The 19,093-nt window shown below is 67.1% G+C and carries 18 protein-coding genes; 11 read left to right on the top strand and 7 right to left on the bottom strand.

Translation table 11 applies throughout. The features are described from left to right. The first annotated feature begins 59 nt into the window (after nucleotides 1–59). Nucleotides 60–950 (top strand): aminoglycoside phosphotransferase family protein, encoded by an 891-nt coding sequence (locus tag R2733_23825; protein ID MEZ5379551.1) that lies wholly within the window; start codon nucleotides 60–62, stop codon nucleotides 948–950. Nucleotides 951–987: 37 nt separating this feature from the next. Here R2733_23825 and R2733_23820 read toward each other — a convergent pair whose 3' ends face one another. Continuing rightward, nucleotides 988–1,365 (bottom strand): VOC family protein, encoded by a 378-nt coding sequence (locus tag R2733_23820; protein MEZ5379550.1) that lies wholly within the window; start codon nucleotides 1,363–1,365, stop codon nucleotides 988–990. Nucleotides 1,366–1,600: 235 nt separating this feature from the next. Then, on the bottom strand, nucleotides 1,601–2,776 hold the full coding sequence (locus R2733_23815) for an aminotransferase class V-fold PLP-dependent enzyme (protein MEZ5379549.1): 1,176 nt from the start codon (nucleotides 2,774–2,776) through the stop codon (nucleotides 1,601–1,603). A 119-nt stretch (nucleotides 2,777–2,895) separates the two neighbouring features. Between R2733_23815 and R2733_23810 the strand changes: the two genes are divergently transcribed. Then, a complete protein-coding gene (locus R2733_23810) occupies nucleotides 2,896–5,811 on the top strand; it encodes a SpoIIE family protein phosphatase (GenBank protein MEZ5379548.1) in 2,916 nt (971 codons plus the stop codon). 8 nt (nucleotides 5,812–5,819) lie between these two features. On the opposite strand, the gene R2733_23805 is transcribed toward R2733_23810, so the two are convergent. Together R2733_23805 and R2733_23800 are read right to left on the bottom strand one after the other, a co-directional pair. Continuing rightward, nucleotides 5,820–5,978, bottom strand: a complete 159-nt coding sequence (locus R2733_23805; GenBank protein MEZ5379547.1) for a hypothetical protein — start codon at nucleotides 5,976–5,978, stop codon at nucleotides 5,820–5,822. 106 nt (nucleotides 5,979–6,084) lie between these two features. Next, nucleotides 6,085–7,323, bottom strand: coding sequence for a polysaccharide deacetylase family protein (locus R2733_23800; GenBank protein ID MEZ5379546.1), 1,239 nt, complete (start codon nucleotides 7,321–7,323; stop codon nucleotides 6,085–6,087). A gap of 413 nt (nucleotides 7,324–7,736) precedes the next feature. On the opposite strand from R2733_23800, the gene R2733_23795 reads away from it, so the two are divergent. The 4 genes from R2733_23795 to R2733_23780 are packed head-to-tail and all read left to right on the top strand — an operon-like array spanning nucleotide 7,737 to nucleotide 9,281. Next, on the top strand, nucleotides 7,737–7,937 hold the full coding sequence (locus R2733_23795; protein ID MEZ5379545.1) for a DUF2188 domain-containing protein: 201 nt from the start codon (nucleotides 7,737–7,739) through the stop codon (nucleotides 7,935–7,937). Nucleotides 7,938–7,957: 20 nt separating this feature from the next. Then, nucleotides 7,958–8,506, top strand: coding sequence for a TlpA disulfide reductase family protein (locus R2733_23790; protein MEZ5379544.1), 549 nt, complete (start codon nucleotides 7,958–7,960; stop codon nucleotides 8,504–8,506). After that, entirely contained in the window at nucleotides 8,503–8,976 is a 474-nt protein-coding gene (locus R2733_23785) for a hypothetical protein (GenBank protein MEZ5379543.1), read from the top strand. Before R2733_23790 ends, R2733_23785 begins: the two co-directional genes overlap by 4 nt. Continuing rightward, nucleotides 8,958–9,281, top strand: a complete 324-nt coding sequence (locus R2733_23780) for a hypothetical protein (protein ID MEZ5379542.1) — start codon at nucleotides 8,958–8,960, stop codon at nucleotides 9,279–9,281. The genes R2733_23785 and R2733_23780 overlap by 19 nt, the downstream gene beginning before the upstream one ends. Here the strand turns inward: R2733_23780 and R2733_23775 are convergent. Beyond that, nucleotides 9,278–10,987, bottom strand: coding sequence for a cyclic nucleotide-binding domain-containing protein (locus R2733_23775; protein MEZ5379541.1), 1,710 nt, complete (start codon nucleotides 10,985–10,987; stop codon nucleotides 9,278–9,280). The genes R2733_23780 and R2733_23775 overlap by 4 nt on opposite strands. A gap of 118 nt (nucleotides 10,988–11,105) precedes the next feature. On the opposite strand from R2733_23775, the gene R2733_23770 reads away from it, so the two are divergent. After that, on the top strand, nucleotides 11,106–11,957 hold the full coding sequence (locus R2733_23770) for a hypothetical protein (protein MEZ5379540.1): 852 nt from the start codon (nucleotides 11,106–11,108) through the stop codon (nucleotides 11,955–11,957). A 17-nt stretch (nucleotides 11,958–11,974) separates the two neighbouring features. After that, nucleotides 11,975–13,300, top strand: a complete 1,326-nt coding sequence (locus R2733_23765; protein ID MEZ5379539.1) for an aminotransferase class I/II-fold pyridoxal phosphate-dependent enzyme — start codon at nucleotides 11,975–11,977, stop codon at nucleotides 13,298–13,300. A gap of 23 nt (nucleotides 13,301–13,323) precedes the next feature. Here R2733_23765 and R2733_23760 read toward each other — a convergent pair whose 3' ends face one another. Next, a complete protein-coding gene (locus R2733_23760; protein ID MEZ5379538.1) occupies nucleotides 13,324–13,521 on the bottom strand; it encodes a CsbD family protein in 198 nt (65 codons plus the stop codon). Between the two features lie 142 nt (nucleotides 13,522–13,663). Between R2733_23760 and R2733_23755 the strand changes: the two genes are divergently transcribed. The 3 genes from R2733_23755 (at nucleotide 13,664) to R2733_23745 (ending at nucleotide 18,683) form a co-directional block, all read left to right on the top strand. Then, nucleotides 13,664–15,484 carry a fibronectin type III domain-containing protein gene (locus tag R2733_23755; protein ID MEZ5379537.1) on the top strand — a complete coding sequence of 607 codons (1,821 nt, stop codon included), beginning with the start codon at nucleotides 13,664–13,666 and terminating at the stop codon, nucleotides 15,482–15,484. A gap of 92 nt (nucleotides 15,485–15,576) precedes the next feature. Further along, nucleotides 15,577–17,361 carry a glycoside hydrolase family 15 protein gene (locus tag R2733_23750; protein ID MEZ5379536.1) on the top strand — a complete coding sequence of 595 codons (1,785 nt, stop codon included), beginning with the start codon at nucleotides 15,577–15,579 and terminating at the stop codon, nucleotides 17,359–17,361. Beyond that, nucleotides 17,358–18,683 (top strand): hypothetical protein, encoded by a 1,326-nt coding sequence (locus R2733_23745; GenBank protein MEZ5379535.1) that lies wholly within the window; start codon nucleotides 17,358–17,360, stop codon nucleotides 18,681–18,683. Before R2733_23750 ends, R2733_23745 begins: the two co-directional genes overlap by 4 nt. A 10-nt stretch (nucleotides 18,684–18,693) precedes the next feature. On the opposite strand, the gene R2733_23740 is transcribed toward R2733_23745, so the two are convergent. Further along, the gene (locus R2733_23740) at nucleotides 18,694–19,065 is read right to left on the bottom strand and encodes a hypothetical protein (protein MEZ5379534.1); all 372 of its coding nucleotides are present in this window, start codon (nucleotides 19,063–19,065) and stop codon (nucleotides 18,694–18,696) included. Nucleotides 19,066–19,093 lie beyond the last annotated feature (28 nt).

Below are 19,093 nucleotides of genomic sequence, written 5' to 3'. Positions count from 1 at the left end.
GGGAGTATGCGTCGGATATTCCGGCAGGGTCCAGCGACGCACGCACTACGTTCGGCGCAATGGCCGAGCGAATGCACGCCGACGAGATCGGGACCGACCAACAGCTGGTGCGCCGCCTCCTCCAGTCACAGATGCCGGCCCTGGCCGAGCTGCCGATCACCATCGTCGAGCCGTGGGGCACCGACAACGCAATCTTCCGCCTCGGTGACGAGCTGGTCGTCCGCCTGCCACGCATCGCGGCCGCCCGGCACCAGGTCACCCTCGAGGCCGAATGGCTGCACCACATCGGGCCGTACCTGTCAGTCGCGGTGCCGGAACCGTTGGCGATTGGCCAGCCCGATGCCACCTACCCCTTTCCCTGGGCAGTGCACCGATGGGTCGAGGGTGACGGGGCCGCGCTCGATCGCATCGGCGATCCGGTCGCGTTTGCCCGCACGCTGTCGATGATCGTCGCGGAGCTGGCTGCCGTGCCGACCGAGGGCGCTCCGATCGCCCGCAACCGGGCACGACCGATCCAGGACTACGACCGCTCGGCGCGGGCGGCCATCGCCTCGGCCGCTGCACTCGTCGACACCGCGGCCGCGCTCGAGTTGTGGGAGGCGGCACTCGACGCTCCGCCCTACGGCGGTCCGGTCCGTTGGGTGCACGGCGACCTCGAGGGCAACTGCATCGTCGCCGACGGCGAACTCTGCGGCCTCATCGACTGGGGTCTCGCGTGCGTCGGTGATCCTGCGGCCGATGTCGCCGTGGTCTGGTCACCATTGTTCACCGAGGCGTCCCGGGAGGTGTTCCTCGAAACGCTCGGTGTCGACGACGCCACGCTCGCTCGTGCCCGTGGGGCGGCAGTGCAGCAGGCGTGCGCCGCGTGGCCCTACTACCTCGACACCTATCCGTTGATCGTGGAGCGATCCCGACACAAGCTCCGTCAGCTCGGCATCGACACGATCTGAAACTGGCCAATCGCCGGAACGCCCGAATCGGCCGGTGTCACGACCATTCGATGACGTCGTCGCCTTCGAGTGTTCCCGGCGGGGCCTCGACGACACAGAACGGCTGCCCGGAAGGGTCGGTCATGACCGTCCACTGAGCGAACGACGAGGCGACGACGGCACCGAGTGCTTCGAGGCGCGCAACCTCGGCCGGGACGTCGTCGGTATGGATGTCGATGTGCACTCGAGGTGCGCCCTCGCCGAGGCGTTGGACCAGGAGCACCATCGCAGTCGAGACCCGGACACCCCAGAACTCGTCGTGATCGAGTTGACGAAGCGGCCGGCCGAGCGCCGCGCCCCAGAAGTTCGTCGTCGTCTCGACCCGGTCCTCCGGAACGTCGATCACGACGGCAGCGAGATGACTGCGGTGTGCCATCCCGCTGTTCTACCAGCGTTGCCGGCCCGATATCGGGCCACTCCCGCCGTTCGTCGCGCACGCCATCTCTCGGCTCTCCGGCCCACCTCCTCTCAACTCTCGGCTGTCGAGCCCATTTCCGGGCTCCAGAGCCGAGAGTTCGTCAGGTGTGGGCTCCACAGCCGAGAGTTCGCCAGGGGTGGGCTCGAGTGCTGACAGTTCGGGCAATGGGTGGGGGCAGTATCGCCTGCTTCGTTCAGCCGAGGCCGGCGACCACGGTGCACAGACGATCGAGCTCGGCTTCGGTGTTGTAGTAGTGCGGTGACGCCCGGACCGTCGACCGGAGCGTGCCCCCATTTGACTGCCACGGGCTGGTTGTCGCCACCGTGACGTTCACCCCGGCCTTGGCCGCCGCAGCGCGGATGTCGGACGGATCGTGGCCCTTCACCGTGAAGGTGACGATGCCGCACAGTCGGCGTCCTCGGTCGAGCACCTCGACGCCGGGAAGTGAGCGCAGCTGCGATCGCAGGTGGCGGGCCAGCAGGGTGACCCGCGCCTCGATGGCGTCGATGCCGAGCGCGAGCGCATAGTCGATCGCGGTGGCCAGGCCACTCTTTGCTGCCGGGCTCGACTCGAACAGCTCGAAGCGGCGGGCAGTGGCATCGAGTACATAGCCGTTGGCCGCGTTCCAGCTCGCCGAGTGACCATCGATGAACTCGGGTGGTCGAAGCTCGTCGAGGATGCAGGCCCGGACGTAGAGCAGCCCGGTCCCGCGTGGCGCACGCAGGAACTTGCGACCGGTCAGCGACAGGAAATCGCACTGCAGCGTGTTGACATCGACCGACATCTGACCGACCGACTGGCATGCGTCGAGAAGGAAGTAGCACCCGGTGCGCTTGGCGATGGCGCCGACCTCCTCGGCCGGGTTGACCAGTCCCGAATTGGTCGGCACGTGCGTGAGGGCGATCAGCTTCACTCGCTCGTCCTCGGCGGCGGTTGCGAGGAGGTCGAGGTCGATCTGTCCATCGTCGTCGTCGGGCACCACGTCGACGTCGATCCCGCGTTCCCTGGCCTGGATCAGCCCCAGCGCATTCGAGACGTACTCGGCCTGCCCGGTGAGCACTCGGTCGCCCGGCTCGAGTGGCACGGCCGACAGCGCACGCCACCAGGCCTCCGACGCGTTGGTCGTCAGCGCCAGCTCGCCAGGTTGACATCCAAGGAGCGTCGCGCCGGCGTGATAGAGGCGATCGAGTCGCCGGGCCTCACGCTCAGCCGTCTCGTAGCCTCCGAGCACTTCTTCCAGGCGGAGGTAATCGATCATGTCGTCGACCACCATCCTCGGAGGCAGCGCAGCGCCGGCGTTGTTGAGGTGGGCGACCGCAGCGCATCCCGGGGTGTCGTTGCGAACGGCGTCGAGATCGATCGAGAGCATCGCCGCATCGTAGAGGTCGCAGCTCGACGGCCTCGGGGTTTGTGTCTCCGGCGGCGGCCAGCGTCGATGATCTTTCGCACGATTGGCCCGGGGCGGCCCGAACCTCGAAACTTGACGACGTGAGTGAAGACCCGAACCTCGAGCACCGCCTGCCCTTCGACCAGGCGTCACTCCGCCTGATCGACCAACTCCCACTCGTGGTCTGGGTGCACGACGCCACCGGGGCCCAGGTCTTCGTCAATCAGACCTTCTGCGACTATTTCGGGGTGACGCGCGACGAGATGCGCGACGATCGTTGGTCGCTGCTCACCCATCCCGACGACGGCACCGCGTACGCCGACGACTTCGCCGAGGCGGTCGCCCAACAACGTCCATTCCATCACGAGGTGCGGGTGCGCCGGGGCGACGGTGAGTGGCGTTGGCTGGAGTCCTGGGGTACTCCGCGCTTCGATGCCGACGGCAGCTACCAGGGCCACATCGGCACGAGCGCCGACATCACCGATCGACGCAGCGCCGAGCGCGCACTCGCCGACACCGCCGCCTTCACGGATCGAGTGCTCGACGGTCTGTTCACCTTCGCCGGCGTCCTCGACGTCGAAGGCGTCGTGATGAGTGCAAACCGCGCCCCCCTCGAGGCCGCCGGTCTGGACCTCGACGACGTCGTCGGCAAGCACTTCTGGGCCTGCCACTGGTGGTCGTACGATGACGCCGTCGCTGGTCGCATCGAGCAGAGCTGCCGGGACGCCGCCGCCGGCATGGTCGTCCGCTACGACGCTGTCGTACGGATCCGAGACGACGGCCGTCTGCCGATCGACTTCCAGATCGCACCGCTGCGAGGGCCCGGTGGAGGCGTGACCCACCTCGTGGTGTCCGGCCTCGACCTCACCGACCGTGTGCAGGCACAAGCCACCGAACTGGCCGCCCGCCGCAAGTCCGAGGCGCTCGAGTCGATCGCATCGGGCCTTGCCGCCGCCGCAACCGTCGAAGAGGCGTCGACCGTCCTTGCTCACGAGCTGCACGACCACACCGGCGGCGCCGTGTTCGTCAGTCTCGCACGCGACGGCGAGGTGTCGATGGTCGCCAGTGCGGGCGGCAGTGTCGAGTCCTGGACCGCAGCCGACGACCTCGAAACGCCGGCGCAGGTCGTCGCCTCGACCGGCCACCCGCTCCGCATTCCCTCCGGCTTGGCCTTCGATGAGCGATTCCCCCATCTGGCGTCGGCCCGGCGCGCTGTCGGCTTCGAGTCGTTGGTGGTCAAGCCCATCACCACGGCCGACGGGACACCCCTTGGCGCAGTGGAAGCGATGAGCCCGGTCGCAGGCTGGTTCGATCTCTCACGCCGAGCGCTGTTGCGAGCTGCGTCTCAGCAAGCCGGGGGCGCATTCGAGCGGGCCCTCCTCCACGAGCGTGAGCGACGAGCCCGAGACCGTGCCGAGCTCATCGCCAGCACCCTCACCACCGTCGAAGCGGTGTCGAGCGTCAACGAGCAAGTCGAAGTGCTGACCGAGCTGCTGGTCCCACGCATCGCCGACTTCGTCACGATCGAGGACCCGGACAGCGAGCATCCGTTGTTGGCCATGGCACACGTCGATCCGGAACGAGCGGTCACCCTCGCCTCCCTTCGTCGCTGGCATCGGCTCGAAAACCGGAACCCGTGGTCGCTCCACGGCGTCGCCCACGGCGAGGCTCGCCTCGTTCCCAATGTCGATGCCGACCCGTCGGGACAGGTCGAGCGTGATCACGAGACGGCCACACTGCTCGATCAGTTGGCGATGCGCTCCTACGTCGCAGTCCCGCTGTCCCTCGGCGTCGATCGCCACGGCGTCTTGCTGTGCGGGATGAGTGACCCCGAACGACGCCGTTTCGATGACGACGATCTTCGGTTGCTCTACGAGCTGGCGTACCGAGTCGGGGCGGTCATCAATGCCACGGCTTCACGCGAGCAGGAGCACGAGAGTTCGCTACGTCTCCAGCACGCGCTCCTGCCCGATCAGGTCGTGGAGCATCCGACCATCGACACCGCTGCCCGCTATCAGGCGGCGAGTGTGCATCTCGAAGTCGGGGGCGACTGGTACGACACCCTGTGTTGGGACGACGGGTCCTACGGCGTGGTCGTCGGCGACGTCGTCGGTCACGGCATCGAGGCCGCGGCCGCGATGGGACGGCTCCGTGCCGCCTCCGGCATCCTGTTCGCGTCCGGTCCTCCCGACCCGTCCGTCATGCTCGAGACGCTGGACCGCTTCGCCCGGGGACCCGACGGGACCGAGTATCTGACCGCCTTCTGCGCCGTCGTCGATCCGAACACCAACCGATTGTCCTACGCGTCAGCCGGCCATCTCCCTGCCCTCGTGGTCTCCCAGACCGGCGAGACCCGCTGGCTCGATCAGGCACAATCGATTCCGATCAGCGCCATCGAAGTCGAGCGTCGCCGGTCGGCATCGGTCGAGCTCGCTCCCGACGACACCGTGATCATCTACACCGACGGGTTGGTGGAGCGGCGGGGCCGCGACCTGCACGAGGCGATCGGTGCGCTCGCTGAACGGGCCCGCTCGCTCATTGGGCTCGACATCGAGCATCTCAATCAGCAGTTGGTGTCTGGTGTTCCGCTGCCCGCCGAGGACGACGTGGTCGTCGTTTCGCTGCGGTACGCCCCGACGGGCAATCGGTTCCGAGCGACCATCAATGCCCAACAGTCCAAGGTGGCTGCGCTGCGCGAGGACCTCGATGCCTGGCTGGCCAACGGTGGCGTCGACGAGGAGACCCGCTATCGAGTGGTGCTCGGGACCAGCGAAGCGTGCGCCAATGCGATCGAGCATGGCTATTCAAAGATCCGCTCGGGACGAGTGCACGTGCGGGCCGCGGAGACCGAGGGCACCGTGCAGGTCATCGTGAGCGACGCTGGACGGTGGCACGAGCGTAGGACGCAGCTGCCCCACCGCGGGCGCGGCACACACATCATGGAATCCGTCGCCACCTCGTTCGAACGCCATACCAGCACGACCGGCACCACGGTCACCCTGGTGTTCGAGCCCTGAGGTCGGCCTCAGTCCGAGCGACTGAGGCGCTCCCGAAGCTCACGAATCTTGCGGAGACCAAGCTCGCGCTGTTGGGCGTTGGGGAGCGCTCGTCGCCACCGAGGACGCGTGACGAACAGCGGCTGTTCGATCATGTCTCCGTGATGCTCATCGTCCGGGACCGACATGGCTGACTCGTTTCGCTCGCCTGGTCCATTGTTGCCGCTCGGCCGGCAGCGTGCTGCACAGAACGGCGACGATCAGACGGTCTTGGCGGTCATGCGGTCTAGGTCCTCATGCGGTCTGCGTGGTCATGCGGAATTCTGCGGACTCGCTGAACGCCAGCATCACCTCACGGCGCGGGACGCCATCGGCGAGTAGCGCCAGCCAGTAGTCACGTCCGGCGGAGTCGGGCGTCCGGCCGAGCACGTTGGCGTAGGCGGTCGTCACGAACGCCGTGTCGGCGAGCGGGCCGTAGGTGGTGACGAACTCGGGGCTGTGGAGGAAGGAGTAGGACAGCGGATGGAGCGACGCCGATTCGGTCGCGATGCCAAGCCAGTACGCAAAGCCGTCGCGATCGGGTTGGCGTCCCAGGTGCGAGCAGTAGATCCGGAACACCGCACCGTGGTCGGGATCGCTGCGATCGACGAAGTCGTCGACCGGGCCGAGTCGACACGGTGCCGGCGGGAGCACCAGGTCGCCGGTCTCGACGGTGGTCGTGGTCGTCGTTGCTGGCTGCGTCGTAGAGGTCGTGGAGGTCGTCGTTGGCCCGGTCGTGGTCGTGGTCGGTTGCGTGGTGGAGGTCGTCGTTGGCTCCGTCGTGGTGGAGCCAGTGGTCGGTGGCTTCGATCCCGGGTCACACCCTGGGAGCGAGCGGAACTCGATCTCGTCGCCGTGCTCGTCGATGAAGCGTCGAACGGCCTCGACGGTCATCTCACCATCGGTGTAGCCGTCGTGGAGCAACACCACGTCGCCATCGCCGGCGCGCTCGAGTGCCTCGGCGTAGTACGCGGCACTGACTCGCTCGTAGTCGTGGATGTCGAGGTCCCACATCTCCTCGCTCATGCCGAGCGAAGCACCGATCGAGCGGACCGAGTCGCTCGTCGCGCCGAACGGGGGGCGATAGCACGTCATCGTGTGGCCGCCACCTCGGGAAACGGCGGCCTGCGCGTCAACGAATTCGGTGCGGATCTCGGCCGGCGACATGGCGTTCAGGGGGCGGTGGGTGTCGGAGTGATTACCGAGGGCGTGCCCGCCATCGATGATGCGTTGGATCATCCCCGGGTTTCGATCGACGTTGTCACCGATCACGAAGAAGGTTGCGGTGACGCCTTCTCGGGCCAACAAGTCGAGGAGTGACGAGGTGGCGCTGTCGAGCGCAGGGCCGTCGTCGAAGGTGAGATAGACGACCTTGCGACCGTTGGCGCCGGCGTCGACCGCTGGCACCACACCGGCGAGAGCGCTCAGCGCCACCAACAACGGCGCGATCGCGCCCCGACCATTCCGCCACCGATACCGCACATTCCCTCCCACCGGTCACCAACCCACCACGCAACGTGACCAAAGGACTCTCGCAGAGTGGTGGCGGGAACGCAAGTGTCGATGGCCGCGAGCTACCGACGGGATCGTCGAGTTGATAGAACGTGGATCATGAGTCGCCCCACCAACAAGCGTCGCGTCACCACCCCCTCGAAGCCGGTCGATGGCCAGATTCGCCGCAGAAAGCATGGGGATCACTTTCATACCGAGCGGTGGTGCCAGCACCATCAGCAGTGGGAGCCAGCCGATTGATCCTCGGCTCTGACGGCGGATTGTCAACATTGTGTAAACAGCGTGGTGCGCTGTGTGAACAGCTTGCGACACCATGAATTCGCGGTTCCAACGCGGAGGCGGCGTCTCTACGTTCCACGTGTCACCACCGCGGTGGCCCACGAAGAGGAGTCTCCATGGCACGCGCAACCGTTCACACGTTCGCCACCGACAGCGGCTGGGTCAACCAGCGCAGCCGGGCCGGGGCGATCCGTACCGTCTACCGGACGCGGGCCGAAGCCCAGCGGGCCGGTCAGGAGATCGCCCGCCGGGACCGGACCGAGCACGTCGTGCACGCCACCGACGGCAAGGTCCTTGCCCGATCCTCGTTCGCCTGAGGCAGTAGCGTTGGCGGCTCATGGAGCCGACCGACAAGCGAAGCTGGGCAGCACGAGCGGGGCTGGCGGCGGTGGCGGTCGCCGCAGTGGCGTGGTTGGCGATCTCGTCACTCACCCCGGCCGACCTCCCGAACTATGGGGGAGCGGGTACGCCCATTTCCCTCCCCGACGCCGGGCGCATCACCGCTGCGGATGCCGAGTCATTCGCCCAGGTGCTGGCCGGCCAGCGCGGCCGCCCGGTGGTGGTGAACGTGTGGGCTTCGTGGTGTGCCCCGTGCCGGGCCGAGATGCCCCTGCTCCAGGCGGCAGCAGACGAGTACGAGGCCGAGGTGACGTTCCTCGGCGTGGCGTCGAACGATCAGGTCGCTGACGCCGAGCAGTTCATGGTCGACGTTGGTGTCGGCTACCCCAACGTCTTCGACACCGACGGATCGATTGCTCGAGCGTTCGCCGTGTCGGCCTATCCGTCGACCTTTGTGTTCGATCGCGACGGCGTGATCACGGCTCGAGTCGACGGCGGCATCTCCGAGCAGCGTCTCGCCGGACTCGTTGCCGAGGCGCTCGGGTGATCGATCTCGGCCTGCTGCTCAGCATGGTCGTGACGCTCGGCGTGCCGATCGTCGTGGCACGCCGATGGTCGAGCGGGGGCGAGCGCTCCGGTGACACCGACCCTCTCGCACCCGATCTGCTCGACGTGGTCCTCGGGCCCCTGCTTGCCGGGTTGGTGGTGGCGCGGCTGACGGCGATCGTCCTCGATGACCCGGCGGCATTCGGCCGAGTGACCGACGTGTTGATCATCCGTAGCGGCGTGGAGTTCTGGCCGGGCGTCGTTGTTGCCGCAATCGTGGCCGCAGCAGCCGCTCGGCGTTCCGGCGTTGCGGTCATGGCACGACTGGCTGCGCTGGTGCCGCTCGGACTGCTGGGAACGGCTGGCTACGAGGCGACGTGTGTCGTGCGTGGTGGGTGTTTCGGGCCCACCAGTCCGGTGGGGCTCCGGCCGCAGGGGTCAGCACCACGATGGTGCCCGTCGGCATCGTGATGGCGGTTGCCATGGCGGGTGGCGCGCTCTGGCTCCATGCACGGGCGGCACGTCTCGATGCGCCCCTCACCGTGGCGCTGGGTGCCCTCATCGTCGCAGGCGTTCGCTCGGTCGGCTCGTTCTGGCTGCCCCACCTGGGCGACGGTCTCACTCGCCAGCACCTGAGTTCGCTGCTGGTCACGGCACTCGCCGCGGCCGCTTCGGCCATGGTCGCCGCGGAGGGTCGACGCACCGGCGGGGGCAGGAGTGCCGACCGGGAAGAGGGGCGGCGGCGTCCTCCTCCCGGTCGACGACCGTCTTTCTAGCGAATTCGACGGTCCTTCGCATTCTCGATCCCGAGGAATTTCGAATTCTGTCCCGAAATCGACCGCCGATCGGCTTCCGCGGTGACCCGGGCCCGACTGCGAGGAGCCCGGTCGACGGCGTCGAGGAAGACGGTGCGGTCGAGCCGGTAGAGCGTTGCGCCGTCGGGTCCAGCGACGACGTCGGCGTTGCGGGTGCCGGAGGTCAACAGGGCCAGCTCGCCGACGTAGGAGCCCACGCCCCGCTCGATCGTGCCACCGTCGGGTAGGTGCACGACGAGGTGTCCGCGCCCGATGACCATCATGTCGTCTCCCGGGTCGCCGCGGCGCAGCACGACTTGGTCGGGCGTCGCCTCCTCTCGTACGAAGTTCCGCAACAACTGCTCGAGCGCGAAGGGAGGAAGCGGTGCGAAGATCACCGTGGACCGGAGGAGGGCGAGGAGTTCGAGGTCGACGGGGGCTCGATCGGCATCGATCGCTCGGAGGGCGGGCCACAGCAGCACCGGGACAACGGCGCCGAGCGCGCCGAGGAGCAGGAGCCCTGATCCAAGCCCGAGGTGCACCACCGCAAGCGAGAAGGCGGCGCCGCCGAGCGCAAGGGCCGCTGTGCTGGTGGACTCGAGCACGCCGAAGACGCGGGCCAGGGTGTCGTCGGGCGTGAGGCTCTGCAGCATGGTTCGGCCGGCGATGGAGCTGACCGACGTGCCGGCACCGACGAGGACGAGCAGGACGACCGCCGGCACCAACGACCGCACCTGCGAAAGCGCAGCGAAGGCGCCGGCGGCAACGATCGACGAGCCCGCGATGGCCAGGGTCAGACGCCGACGGCCAACGAGTCCGATGCTCACGACGACGCCGAGGAGGGTGCCGGCACCGAGTGAGGTGACCAAGATCGTTGCCGTGTCCTGGGTGCGACCGAGAAACTCGACGGCGACCGCCGCGGCACCAACGTCGAGCGCGCCGGCCGCGATCGACGTCGTAGCCAGCACGAACACGATCAGCAGTGTCGGACGGTCGCGGCGGATGAGGTGGAGCCCGGCCATGAGGCGTTCGCCGATGGCGTTGATCGGAGGATCGTCGACGTGCGCTCTCGGGGCGAGATCGCCGGGCACCGCCCGCAGCCCGAGCAACGCGCCGAGCGTCATCAATCCTGCCATCGCGGCCAATGCGGCCCCGAGGTCGACGAAGTAGAGCAGCACACCGGCGACGGCCGGTCCCAGCAGCTCGGCCAGGCTCATCATCATGCCGACCCCGACATTGGCGGCGGTCAGTTGATCCGGCGACCGGGCCATGCGGGGTACCACCGACGCCGCAGCAGGTGCCGGGAACGTCAGGAGTACCGAGAACACCAGCCCACAACCGTAGACGACCAACGAAGGCGCATCGAGCAGGACGGCGCCCGCAGTGGCGCCGAGTGAGGCTGCCATGAGGGCGAACCCGATCGGGAGGATTCGGCGGGAAGACGCAGCGTCGACCACCGCAGCGACGGCGGGAGCGAGAACGACGGCGGGGGCGAGCAACGCGACGGCCACCCAGCCGGCTTCGCCCACGCCGCCCTTCTGGTAGGCGTACAGCAACAACGTGAGCCAGGCGGCGTCCTCGGCGAGGCGCAGACCGAGCAGGGCGACGAGCAGCGACCGCATACTCGCGGCCGACGCCAGGACGGTGACGATGCCACGTCGAGCGGCCGGTGAGGATGAACGTGGCAAGGAAGCGCTCCCTCGGGGCGTGGCCGCAAGCTAGCGCGAGCCCAATCCCGGTGTCGACCCACGGTTGCACGGACGGACGGCCCATGCGGTTGTGGTGTGGGCCGGGTACCTTTTCGGCATGTACAGCTTCCGCCAAAGCCGCTTCGGCGGCGGCCAAGACCCGTGGTTCCGGATTGGTACGTGGGATGTCGGGTCGGCTGGCATCGCGGCATTGGCCGTGGTCGTCGGCATGGTGCTGGTGGCCGTCGAAGGCCGGGCGAACCCTGCGAGCCAGTGGCTCGTCTTCAACGCATCCGACGTCGCTGCGGGCCAGGTGTGGCGGCTTCTCACCTGGTTTGTGCCCAGCGCGATCAGCCTGTGGACGCTCGTCGCAGCGTTCTTGATCTTCTCGTTCGGTTCCCAGATCGAGGGCGCACTGGGTCGGGTCAAGATGGCGCAGTTCCTCGCCGTCATCGTCGCCATCCCGGCCGTGCTCGGGTTGGCCTTCTACCTGCTCGACCAATCCGGCGCCCCGATCGCGCTCGCTGGCGGGAGCCTGCTCGGCCAGTTGCTGTTCTTCGTCTTCGTGCTGTACCTGCCCGGTGTCCGCTTCTTCTTCGGAATCCCGGGTTGGGTGATGGCAGCGGTCGTCATTGCGCTCCAGCTGCTCAGCTATCTCGCCGACCGGAACTGGATCGGGGCGCTGCACTTCCTGCTCACGCTGGGTCTGATCGCGGTTGCCACCAAGGCCTTCGGCTTGGCCGAAGAACTGCCGATCCCAGCGATCCAGCGCCGCTCAGGCGGGCGCGCGGCGGCCCCGGCGCCCTCGGCAGCAACCGTGCGTGAACTCGACGACGCCCGGTTCCGAGAGCTCGACATCGATCCGATCCTCGATCAAATCGCCGCCTTCGGTGTCGAGAGCCTGAGCGCAGATCAGCGCCGCACCCTGGAGTCGTTCTCCAAGCGAAAGGGTCGCAAGCGGGGGCGTTGATCCGACATCCTGTCGGTGTGACCAATCTCCACGCCCGACCCTGGGTCCCTGCCGCCGCCGAAGCACTTGTCCAGCGCATCGCCGACACCGCTGCGTCGGCGACACCCGATGCCAATGCCGCACGACTCGATGAACTGATCGCGTGGAACCGACGGATCCATGACGAGGAGTGCATCAACCTCAATCCGGCGACCAACACCATGAACCCACGCGCCGAGGCGGCACTGTCGTCGGGGCTCGGTAGTCGCCCGTCGCTCGGCTACCCGGGAGACAAGTACGAGATGGGTCTCGAGGCGATCGAGGCCATCGAAGTGATGGCGGCCGAACTGGCGGCCGAAGTGTTCGATGCCCACTACGCGGAGGTACGTGTGCCATCGGGTGCCATGGCCAACCTCTTCGGTTTCATGGCGACGACGTCACCCGGCGATGCCATCATCGCCTCACCGGCGGCGATCGCCGGTCACGTCACTCATCATCAGGCGGGCGTGGCGGGTCTCTACCACCTCGATACCCACGACGCGCCGTTCGACGCAGCCCGCTACGTGATCGATGTCGACGCCCTCGCCATGTCGGCTCGTGAGCTCCGGCCGAAGGTGATCACGGTCGGCGCCAGCTTGAACCTGTTCCACCATCCGGTGTCGGCCATTCGCGAGATCGCCGACGAGATCGGTGCGGTGGTGTTGTTCGATGCCGCGCATCTCGGCGGCGTGATCGCCGGTGGCGCGTGGCCGAATCCGCTCGTCGAAGGGGCCCATCTGATGACGATGAGCACGTACAAGAGTCTCGGCGGCCCGCCGTCAGGACTGTTGCTCACCAATGATTCGGCGATTGCCGAACGGGTCGACGCGATCGCGTACCCCGGTTTGACTGCGAACTTCGACGCCGCAAAGACCGCTGCCCTGGCCATCACCATGCTCGACTGGCAGACCCACGGAACGGACTACGCCGCCGCCATGGTGGCGACGGCGCAGTCACTCGTCGGAGCGTTGTCGGCGAGGGGCGTACCGATCTTCGCAGCCGACTTCGGGGGTACCGAGTCACATGCGTTTGCGGTGGATGCTCGCCACCTTGGCGGGGGACATGCCGCGGCGGTGAGCTTGCGGGAACGGCGTCTGCTCGCCTCGGCCATCGGTCTTCCAACCGACACCGCGGAAGCCTCGGGGGGCGGGCTGCGGCTAGGGATGAACGAGATGGCTCGGTGGGGGATGACCCCGACCGACATGCCGGAACTGGCCGACCTCATCGCCCGGGGTCTGGATGCCGATTCGCCGGCAGCCGCCGTGGCCGACGACGTGTCGGCCATGCGGCGACGCTTCAGCCAGCTGCACTACGTGCGCTCGTAGCCGGCGAGGGCACCTCGGCGACGTCAGCGAGTTGCCGACCGTGCGGCGTCCATCGCTTTCTGGGCGCCTTCCTTGACGTTCTCGATGGCGTCGTCGACGGCGTCTTTGATCTTGCCTCCGGCCTCGTCGGCCTTGCCTTCCGCCTTGAGCTTGTCGTCGTCGGTGAGGTCACCGGCGGCCTGCTTCATGCGGCCCTTCATCTGATCGACTTCTCCAGCCATGGTGGCTCCTTTCGATTGGATACGGATGGCGGGCTACCCCGTGATCGACGGCGCAAACCTTTTGTCGCAACCCTCAGCGACGCCACGGAACGTGGGCAAGCCTTCTCTGGCGGTGCCCGCTTGGTCTCGTCACGCTGTGAGCATGCGTGTGCTCCGATTGATCGTCCTCTCCTTCGCCGTGGCCGTCGGTGGCCTCGGACTCTTCGCTTTGCCGGTCGCCGCCGAGATCGATCCGACGAACCAGACCTGGTGGGGCGTCGACGGGACCGTGACCGGCACGACCACCGACTTGATCGACAACGACGTTTGGGCGATCGAGCAGATCGGCGACCGGGTGTACGTGGGCGGCAAGTTCTCACGCATCGCCCACGAGACCGATCGATTCGACCAGCCGTTCATCGCCGCATTCGACGCCGCAACCGGCATTTGGATCAGCTCGTGGACTCCGCAGTTCGACGGACCGGTGTACGCCTTGCAGCGCTCGGCCGACGGCAGTCGGCTGTTCGTCGGTGGTGAATTCGAGACCGTCGACGGAGCCAACGTGAAGGGTCTCGTCGCCCTCGACCCGGCGACCGGGCGAGTCGACTGGAACTGGCGAACTCGGGTCTCGGGCGGTTCGCCCGCCGTCGTGCGCGCCCTCGATCTCGAGGGTGACCAGCTCTACGTCGGCGGATCGTTCGACTACCTCGGCGTCAACGGCGTCAGAGTTGCCACCGACGGGGTCGGTCGAGTGTCGGCCTCCACCGGCGTGATCGACACCACGTGGCTGCCGACGATGGTCGGTGGCACCACCTGGGATCTGGCCCCATCGAAGACGAGCGACGCCATCTACATCGTTGGCTCTTTCACTTCGGTCGATGGCCAGGCCGGCACCCAGCACGTTGCCCGCCTCGACGACACCGGCCATGTGTTGGGTTCTTGGCGCTACGTGCTGAATCACGACTATCCCGAGTGGGCGCAGGTGGTGGAGACCACACCGCAGGGCCTGGTCTTCATCGGCGGATCGCAGCACATCCTCAACGCCTATACCGAAACCGACATGGCGCTGCAGTGGTCACACACCACGAATCCCGCCGGTGGCGACTACCAGGCCGCCGAGTACGACCCGGCGACCGGCCGGGTGTATGCCAGCTGCCACTGCTTCAACCAGCACTGGAGCCGCAACGACGGCGGTGTGAACACGTTGTTCCGTGGCCAACCGATGAACTGGACGGGTACGGTCACCGACATCGACTGGGTCATCGCCTATGACGGTGCGACGGGCGCAAAGGTCGACACCTTCGTGCCCGACTTCTCCGGCCAGGCCGGGCCGTGGGCGCTGCACACCTCACCGAACGGTTGCTTGTGGGTCGGCGGGGGGATCTCGGCCACCAACGGAGTGAGCCAGCGTTCCCTCACCAAGATCTGTGACCTCGCCGTGCTCGACAGCGTCCGCCCGAGCACCCCGGGCAGTCCGACGGCGGCGAACGCCACGTCGTCGACGGTGGACCTCACGTGGAACCCCAGCACCGACAACGTCGGGGTGACCGGCTACGAGGTCTACGACAATCTGTCCGGTCAGGTGATCGCCACGTCGCCGACCAACTCGGTGACCGTCACCGGGCTGGCCGCCGGCACCTATGAGCTCTACGTCAAAGCGCAAGACGCCGACGGCAACCGGTCGTGGCGCTCAGGTATCCGCTCCGTCGTCCTGACGGGAGACGACATCACCCGCCCGAGCACGCCCCGCGGTTTCAACATCGCCAGTTCGGACGCAACCACGATCAGCTTCGTGTGGCTGCCCTCGACCGACAACGTCGGTGTGGTCGGCTACGAAATCCTCGATGTTGCCACCGGTGCCGTCGTTGCCACCTCGGCCACGACGGAGGTGACCATGCCACTGACGCCGGGCGTCACCGTGGCCGTACGTGCCTACGACGCCGCTGGCAATCGCTCGTGGCGGTCGAACACGCAGACCATGTGACCGAACCAACCGGGGAGCCGTACGGGCGTGTGAGCGTGCCGGTCGATCCGACCGGCACGTTTGACCCAACTCGTCAGGGGTAGGTCGAGCCGGTGGCTCACGGATCCTCGACCCCCATCGGACAGCACGGCGTGATCGGCGACATGGAGACGCTTGCGCTCGTCGGCCGAGCAGCGTCCATCGAATGGTGCTGCTGGCCTCGGTTCGATTCACCGAGCATCTTCGGCTGCCTTCTCGACGAGGACGGCGGCGCGTGGTCGATCACACCGGTCGGTGAGTCCTGGCGGGACCGCCAGATGTACCTCCCCGACACCAACGTACTGGTGACCCGCTTCCACTCCGACGAGGGACTCGTCGAGGTCGAGGATTTCATGGTGGTGGGTGGCGCAGGCCGAGGACTCGTTCGGCGTGTCACCGGCGTCCGCGGCGCCATCGAGATGCGCAGTGTGATGGCACCACGCCCCGACTATGGGCGGCGCGAGCCGACGCTCACCGCAGCGTCGAATGGTTCGGTGCTGCTCGACGTCGGTGGCACCATGCTCTCGGCCACCGGCACCGTCGACCTCACCATCGCCGACGACGCCCGGTCGGTGACGGCCGCTTTCGTGGTGAGCGAAGGCGAGACGCACTGCTTCGCCCTCGGGACCGACGGTGTCGACCTTCTCGATGACGAGCTGCGACGCGCGACGAGCTCGTTCTGGCGCAGCTGGATCTCGCAGTCGAGCTATCGAGGGGCATACGCCGAAGTCGTGCGACGGTCGGCACTCACCCTCAAACTGCTGACCCACCAGGCGTCGGGAGGTGTGATTGCTGCCGGCACGACCAGCCTCCCCGAACTCGTCGGCGGGGAGCGGAACTGGGACTATCGGTACGTCTGGATCCGCGATGCAGCGTTCACGCTCTACGCCTTTCTCGAGCTGGGCTTCACCGCCGAGGCCGAGGCGTTCACCGGCTGGCTGGGTGACCGGTTGATCGACGACGATCGCAACGAGCGGGCGTCTCCTCTGGCACCGCTGTACGACCTCGACGGCAGTACCAAACTGGACGAGATCGAACTCGACCACTGGTCGGGCCACCGCGACAGCCGACCCGTACGCGTCGGCAACGCCGCCTCACGCCAGCTGCAGCTCGACACCTACGGCGAGCTGTTGGACTGCATGTATCTGGCCGACAAGCGCGGCGCCGGTCTCTCCCTCGCCACGTGGCGCGAGTTGGCGGCGCTCGTCGACTGGGTCTGCGATCACTGGGATCAGCCCGACGACGGTATGTGGGAAGTCCGCTCTGGCCGCCAGCGCTTCACCTCCTCTGCGCTGATGTGCTGGGTGGCGGTCGAGCGAGGGATTCGGATGGCCAACTTTCGAGGTCGACCGGCAGATCTCGACCGTTGGCGACGCACGCGCGACGAGATCCACGCAGCCATCGTCGAGCGGGGATGGTCCGAGGATCGGGCGGCCTTTACACAGGTCTTCGACGGCGATCAGCTCGACGCTTCGCTCCTGCTCATGCCACTGGTCAAGTTCGTTTCCGGAACCGATCCCCAGTGGCTGTCGACACTGGCCGCGATCGAAGACGGACTGGTGCACGGCGTGCTCGTCGACCGCTACGACAATGCGACGAGCGATGACGGACTCGAGGGAGACGATGGCTCGTTCAGCATCTGTTCGTTCTGGTTGGTCGAATGCCTTGCCCGGGCCGGGCGGCTCGAAGACGCACGGATCCACTTCGAGAAGATGCTGACGTTCGCCGGACCGCTCGGGCTGTTCAGCGAGGTCGTGTCGCCATCGGGGGACCAACTCGGGAACTATCCGCAGGCGTTCACGCACCTGTCGCTCATCAGCGCCGCCATCCACCTCGACCGACTGTCGACGCCCTCATGACCGCTCGATCGACCACGACGGCACTCGTCATGTTCGGGCTCACCGGTGACCTCGGCCGGAAGAAGCTGTTCCCTGCGATCGTCGAGCTCGCCCGGGCCGGGCGGCTCGACGGCCCGGTGGTGGGCGTGGGCCGCAGTCAGCTCGACGACGACGAGTTGTGGCAGATGTTGCACGATGCCGTCGACGACGATGTGGCTGACCTGCGAGACGTGCTCGATCTGCGCTACCTCCGGGGGGACTCACAGGAGCCGTCGACCTACGACGAACTGTCGAAGATGCTCGGCAACGACGTGGCCCCGGTGGTGTATGCAGCGCTGCCGCCCGTTTTGTTCGGTGGCGTGGCACGCGGCATTGCCGATGCGCTTCCCGCCGCCACTCGACTCGTGGTCGAGAAGCCCTTCGGCCATGACGTCGCCAGCGCCGTGGCCCTTCACGACGAGATCACCAGTTTGATGCCGGCATCGCAGGTGTTCGCCGTCGATCACTTCCTGGCAAAGGCCGAGGTCGAGCACCTCGCTCCGTTCCGGTATCGAAACCCACTCATCGACGCAGCGTTCGACCAGTCGAGCGTCGATCGCATCGAGGTGATCATGGCCGAAGCGTTTGGTGTGGATGGACGGGGAAGCTTCTACGAGTCGGTCGGAGCACTCCGAGACGTTGTTCAGAACCACCTGTTGCAGATGATCGCGGTCGTGCTCATGGAGGCGCCGGCCGACGACTCGGCCAAGGCATTCGATCGGGCACGAGCGAATCTGCTGGCCGACATGCGGCCGCTGACGCCGGCAGATGTGGTGCTGGGACAGTTCGACGGCTATCGCGACCTCGACGATGTCGCCGACGATTCGATCGTGGAAACATTCGTCGCCGCAAGGCTCGCTGTCGACAACACACGATGGCGCGGCGTGCCGATCACGCTCCGTACCGGCAAGGAGCTTGCCGACTCGGTCACGAGCATCGAGATCCACCTCGGCGAGAACACCGTTCGCTTCGGGATCAAACCCGAGCGCATCGTCGTGCTCCGGCTCGACGTCGATGGGGAGCGTACGGACCTGGTGGCGTGTGCACCGACCGGTCACCCCGCCGACGAGGCGGGGGACCATCGTGGTGCGAAACGGGGCGAGGTGATCCTCGGTGACTACGCCACGATGCTTGCCGGTGCGATCGACGGCGACCAACGTCACTTCGCCCAGATCGCCGACATCGTTCGAGCCTGGGAGATCGTCGAGGGCGTGCTCGATTCGGGCGCGAGACCCGAGTCGTACGAGCCCGGCTCATGGGGACCTCCGTCGGCTCGAGCGCTGCTGGACGAGTCGGCGAGCTGAGACCCGGTCGTCAGTCGTGCAGCTTGCGGTAGGTCCAGCTGCCGTAGTGCCAGATCGTTTCGCCCCCGCCATCCACGATGATTCGGCCGGCCTCCTCCGCTCGGTCGCCGACGCTGAGGACTCGCACGACCGAGTTGCCATCCTCGAGCTGGGCCTTGAACTCACGAAGCGAATCGAGTTCCTCACCCTGCTGGAAGAAGCGGATGATCTTCCCGGCGAGGCCGTCGCCGTCGAGATCGATCTGATCGGCGTCGTGGGGGCCGTCGAGCACCTCGACGTCGAAGCCGTTCGTGCGGAGCACGTCGACGATGTCGTTGCGGCGCGGCGCCGGGGCGATGCCGACGACCTCGTCGGTCTGGAATGGGTTGTTGATGTCTGCCATGGTGCGTTCATGCCCTGAGCAGGACCAC

The sequence above is a fragment of the Acidimicrobiales bacterium genome, assembly GCA_041394265.1.
In the GTDB taxonomy this organism is placed as follows: domain Bacteria; phylum Actinomycetota; class Acidimicrobiia; order Acidimicrobiales; family SZUA-35; genus JBBQUN01.
This window is presented reverse-complemented; position numbering and strand designations above follow the sequence as displayed.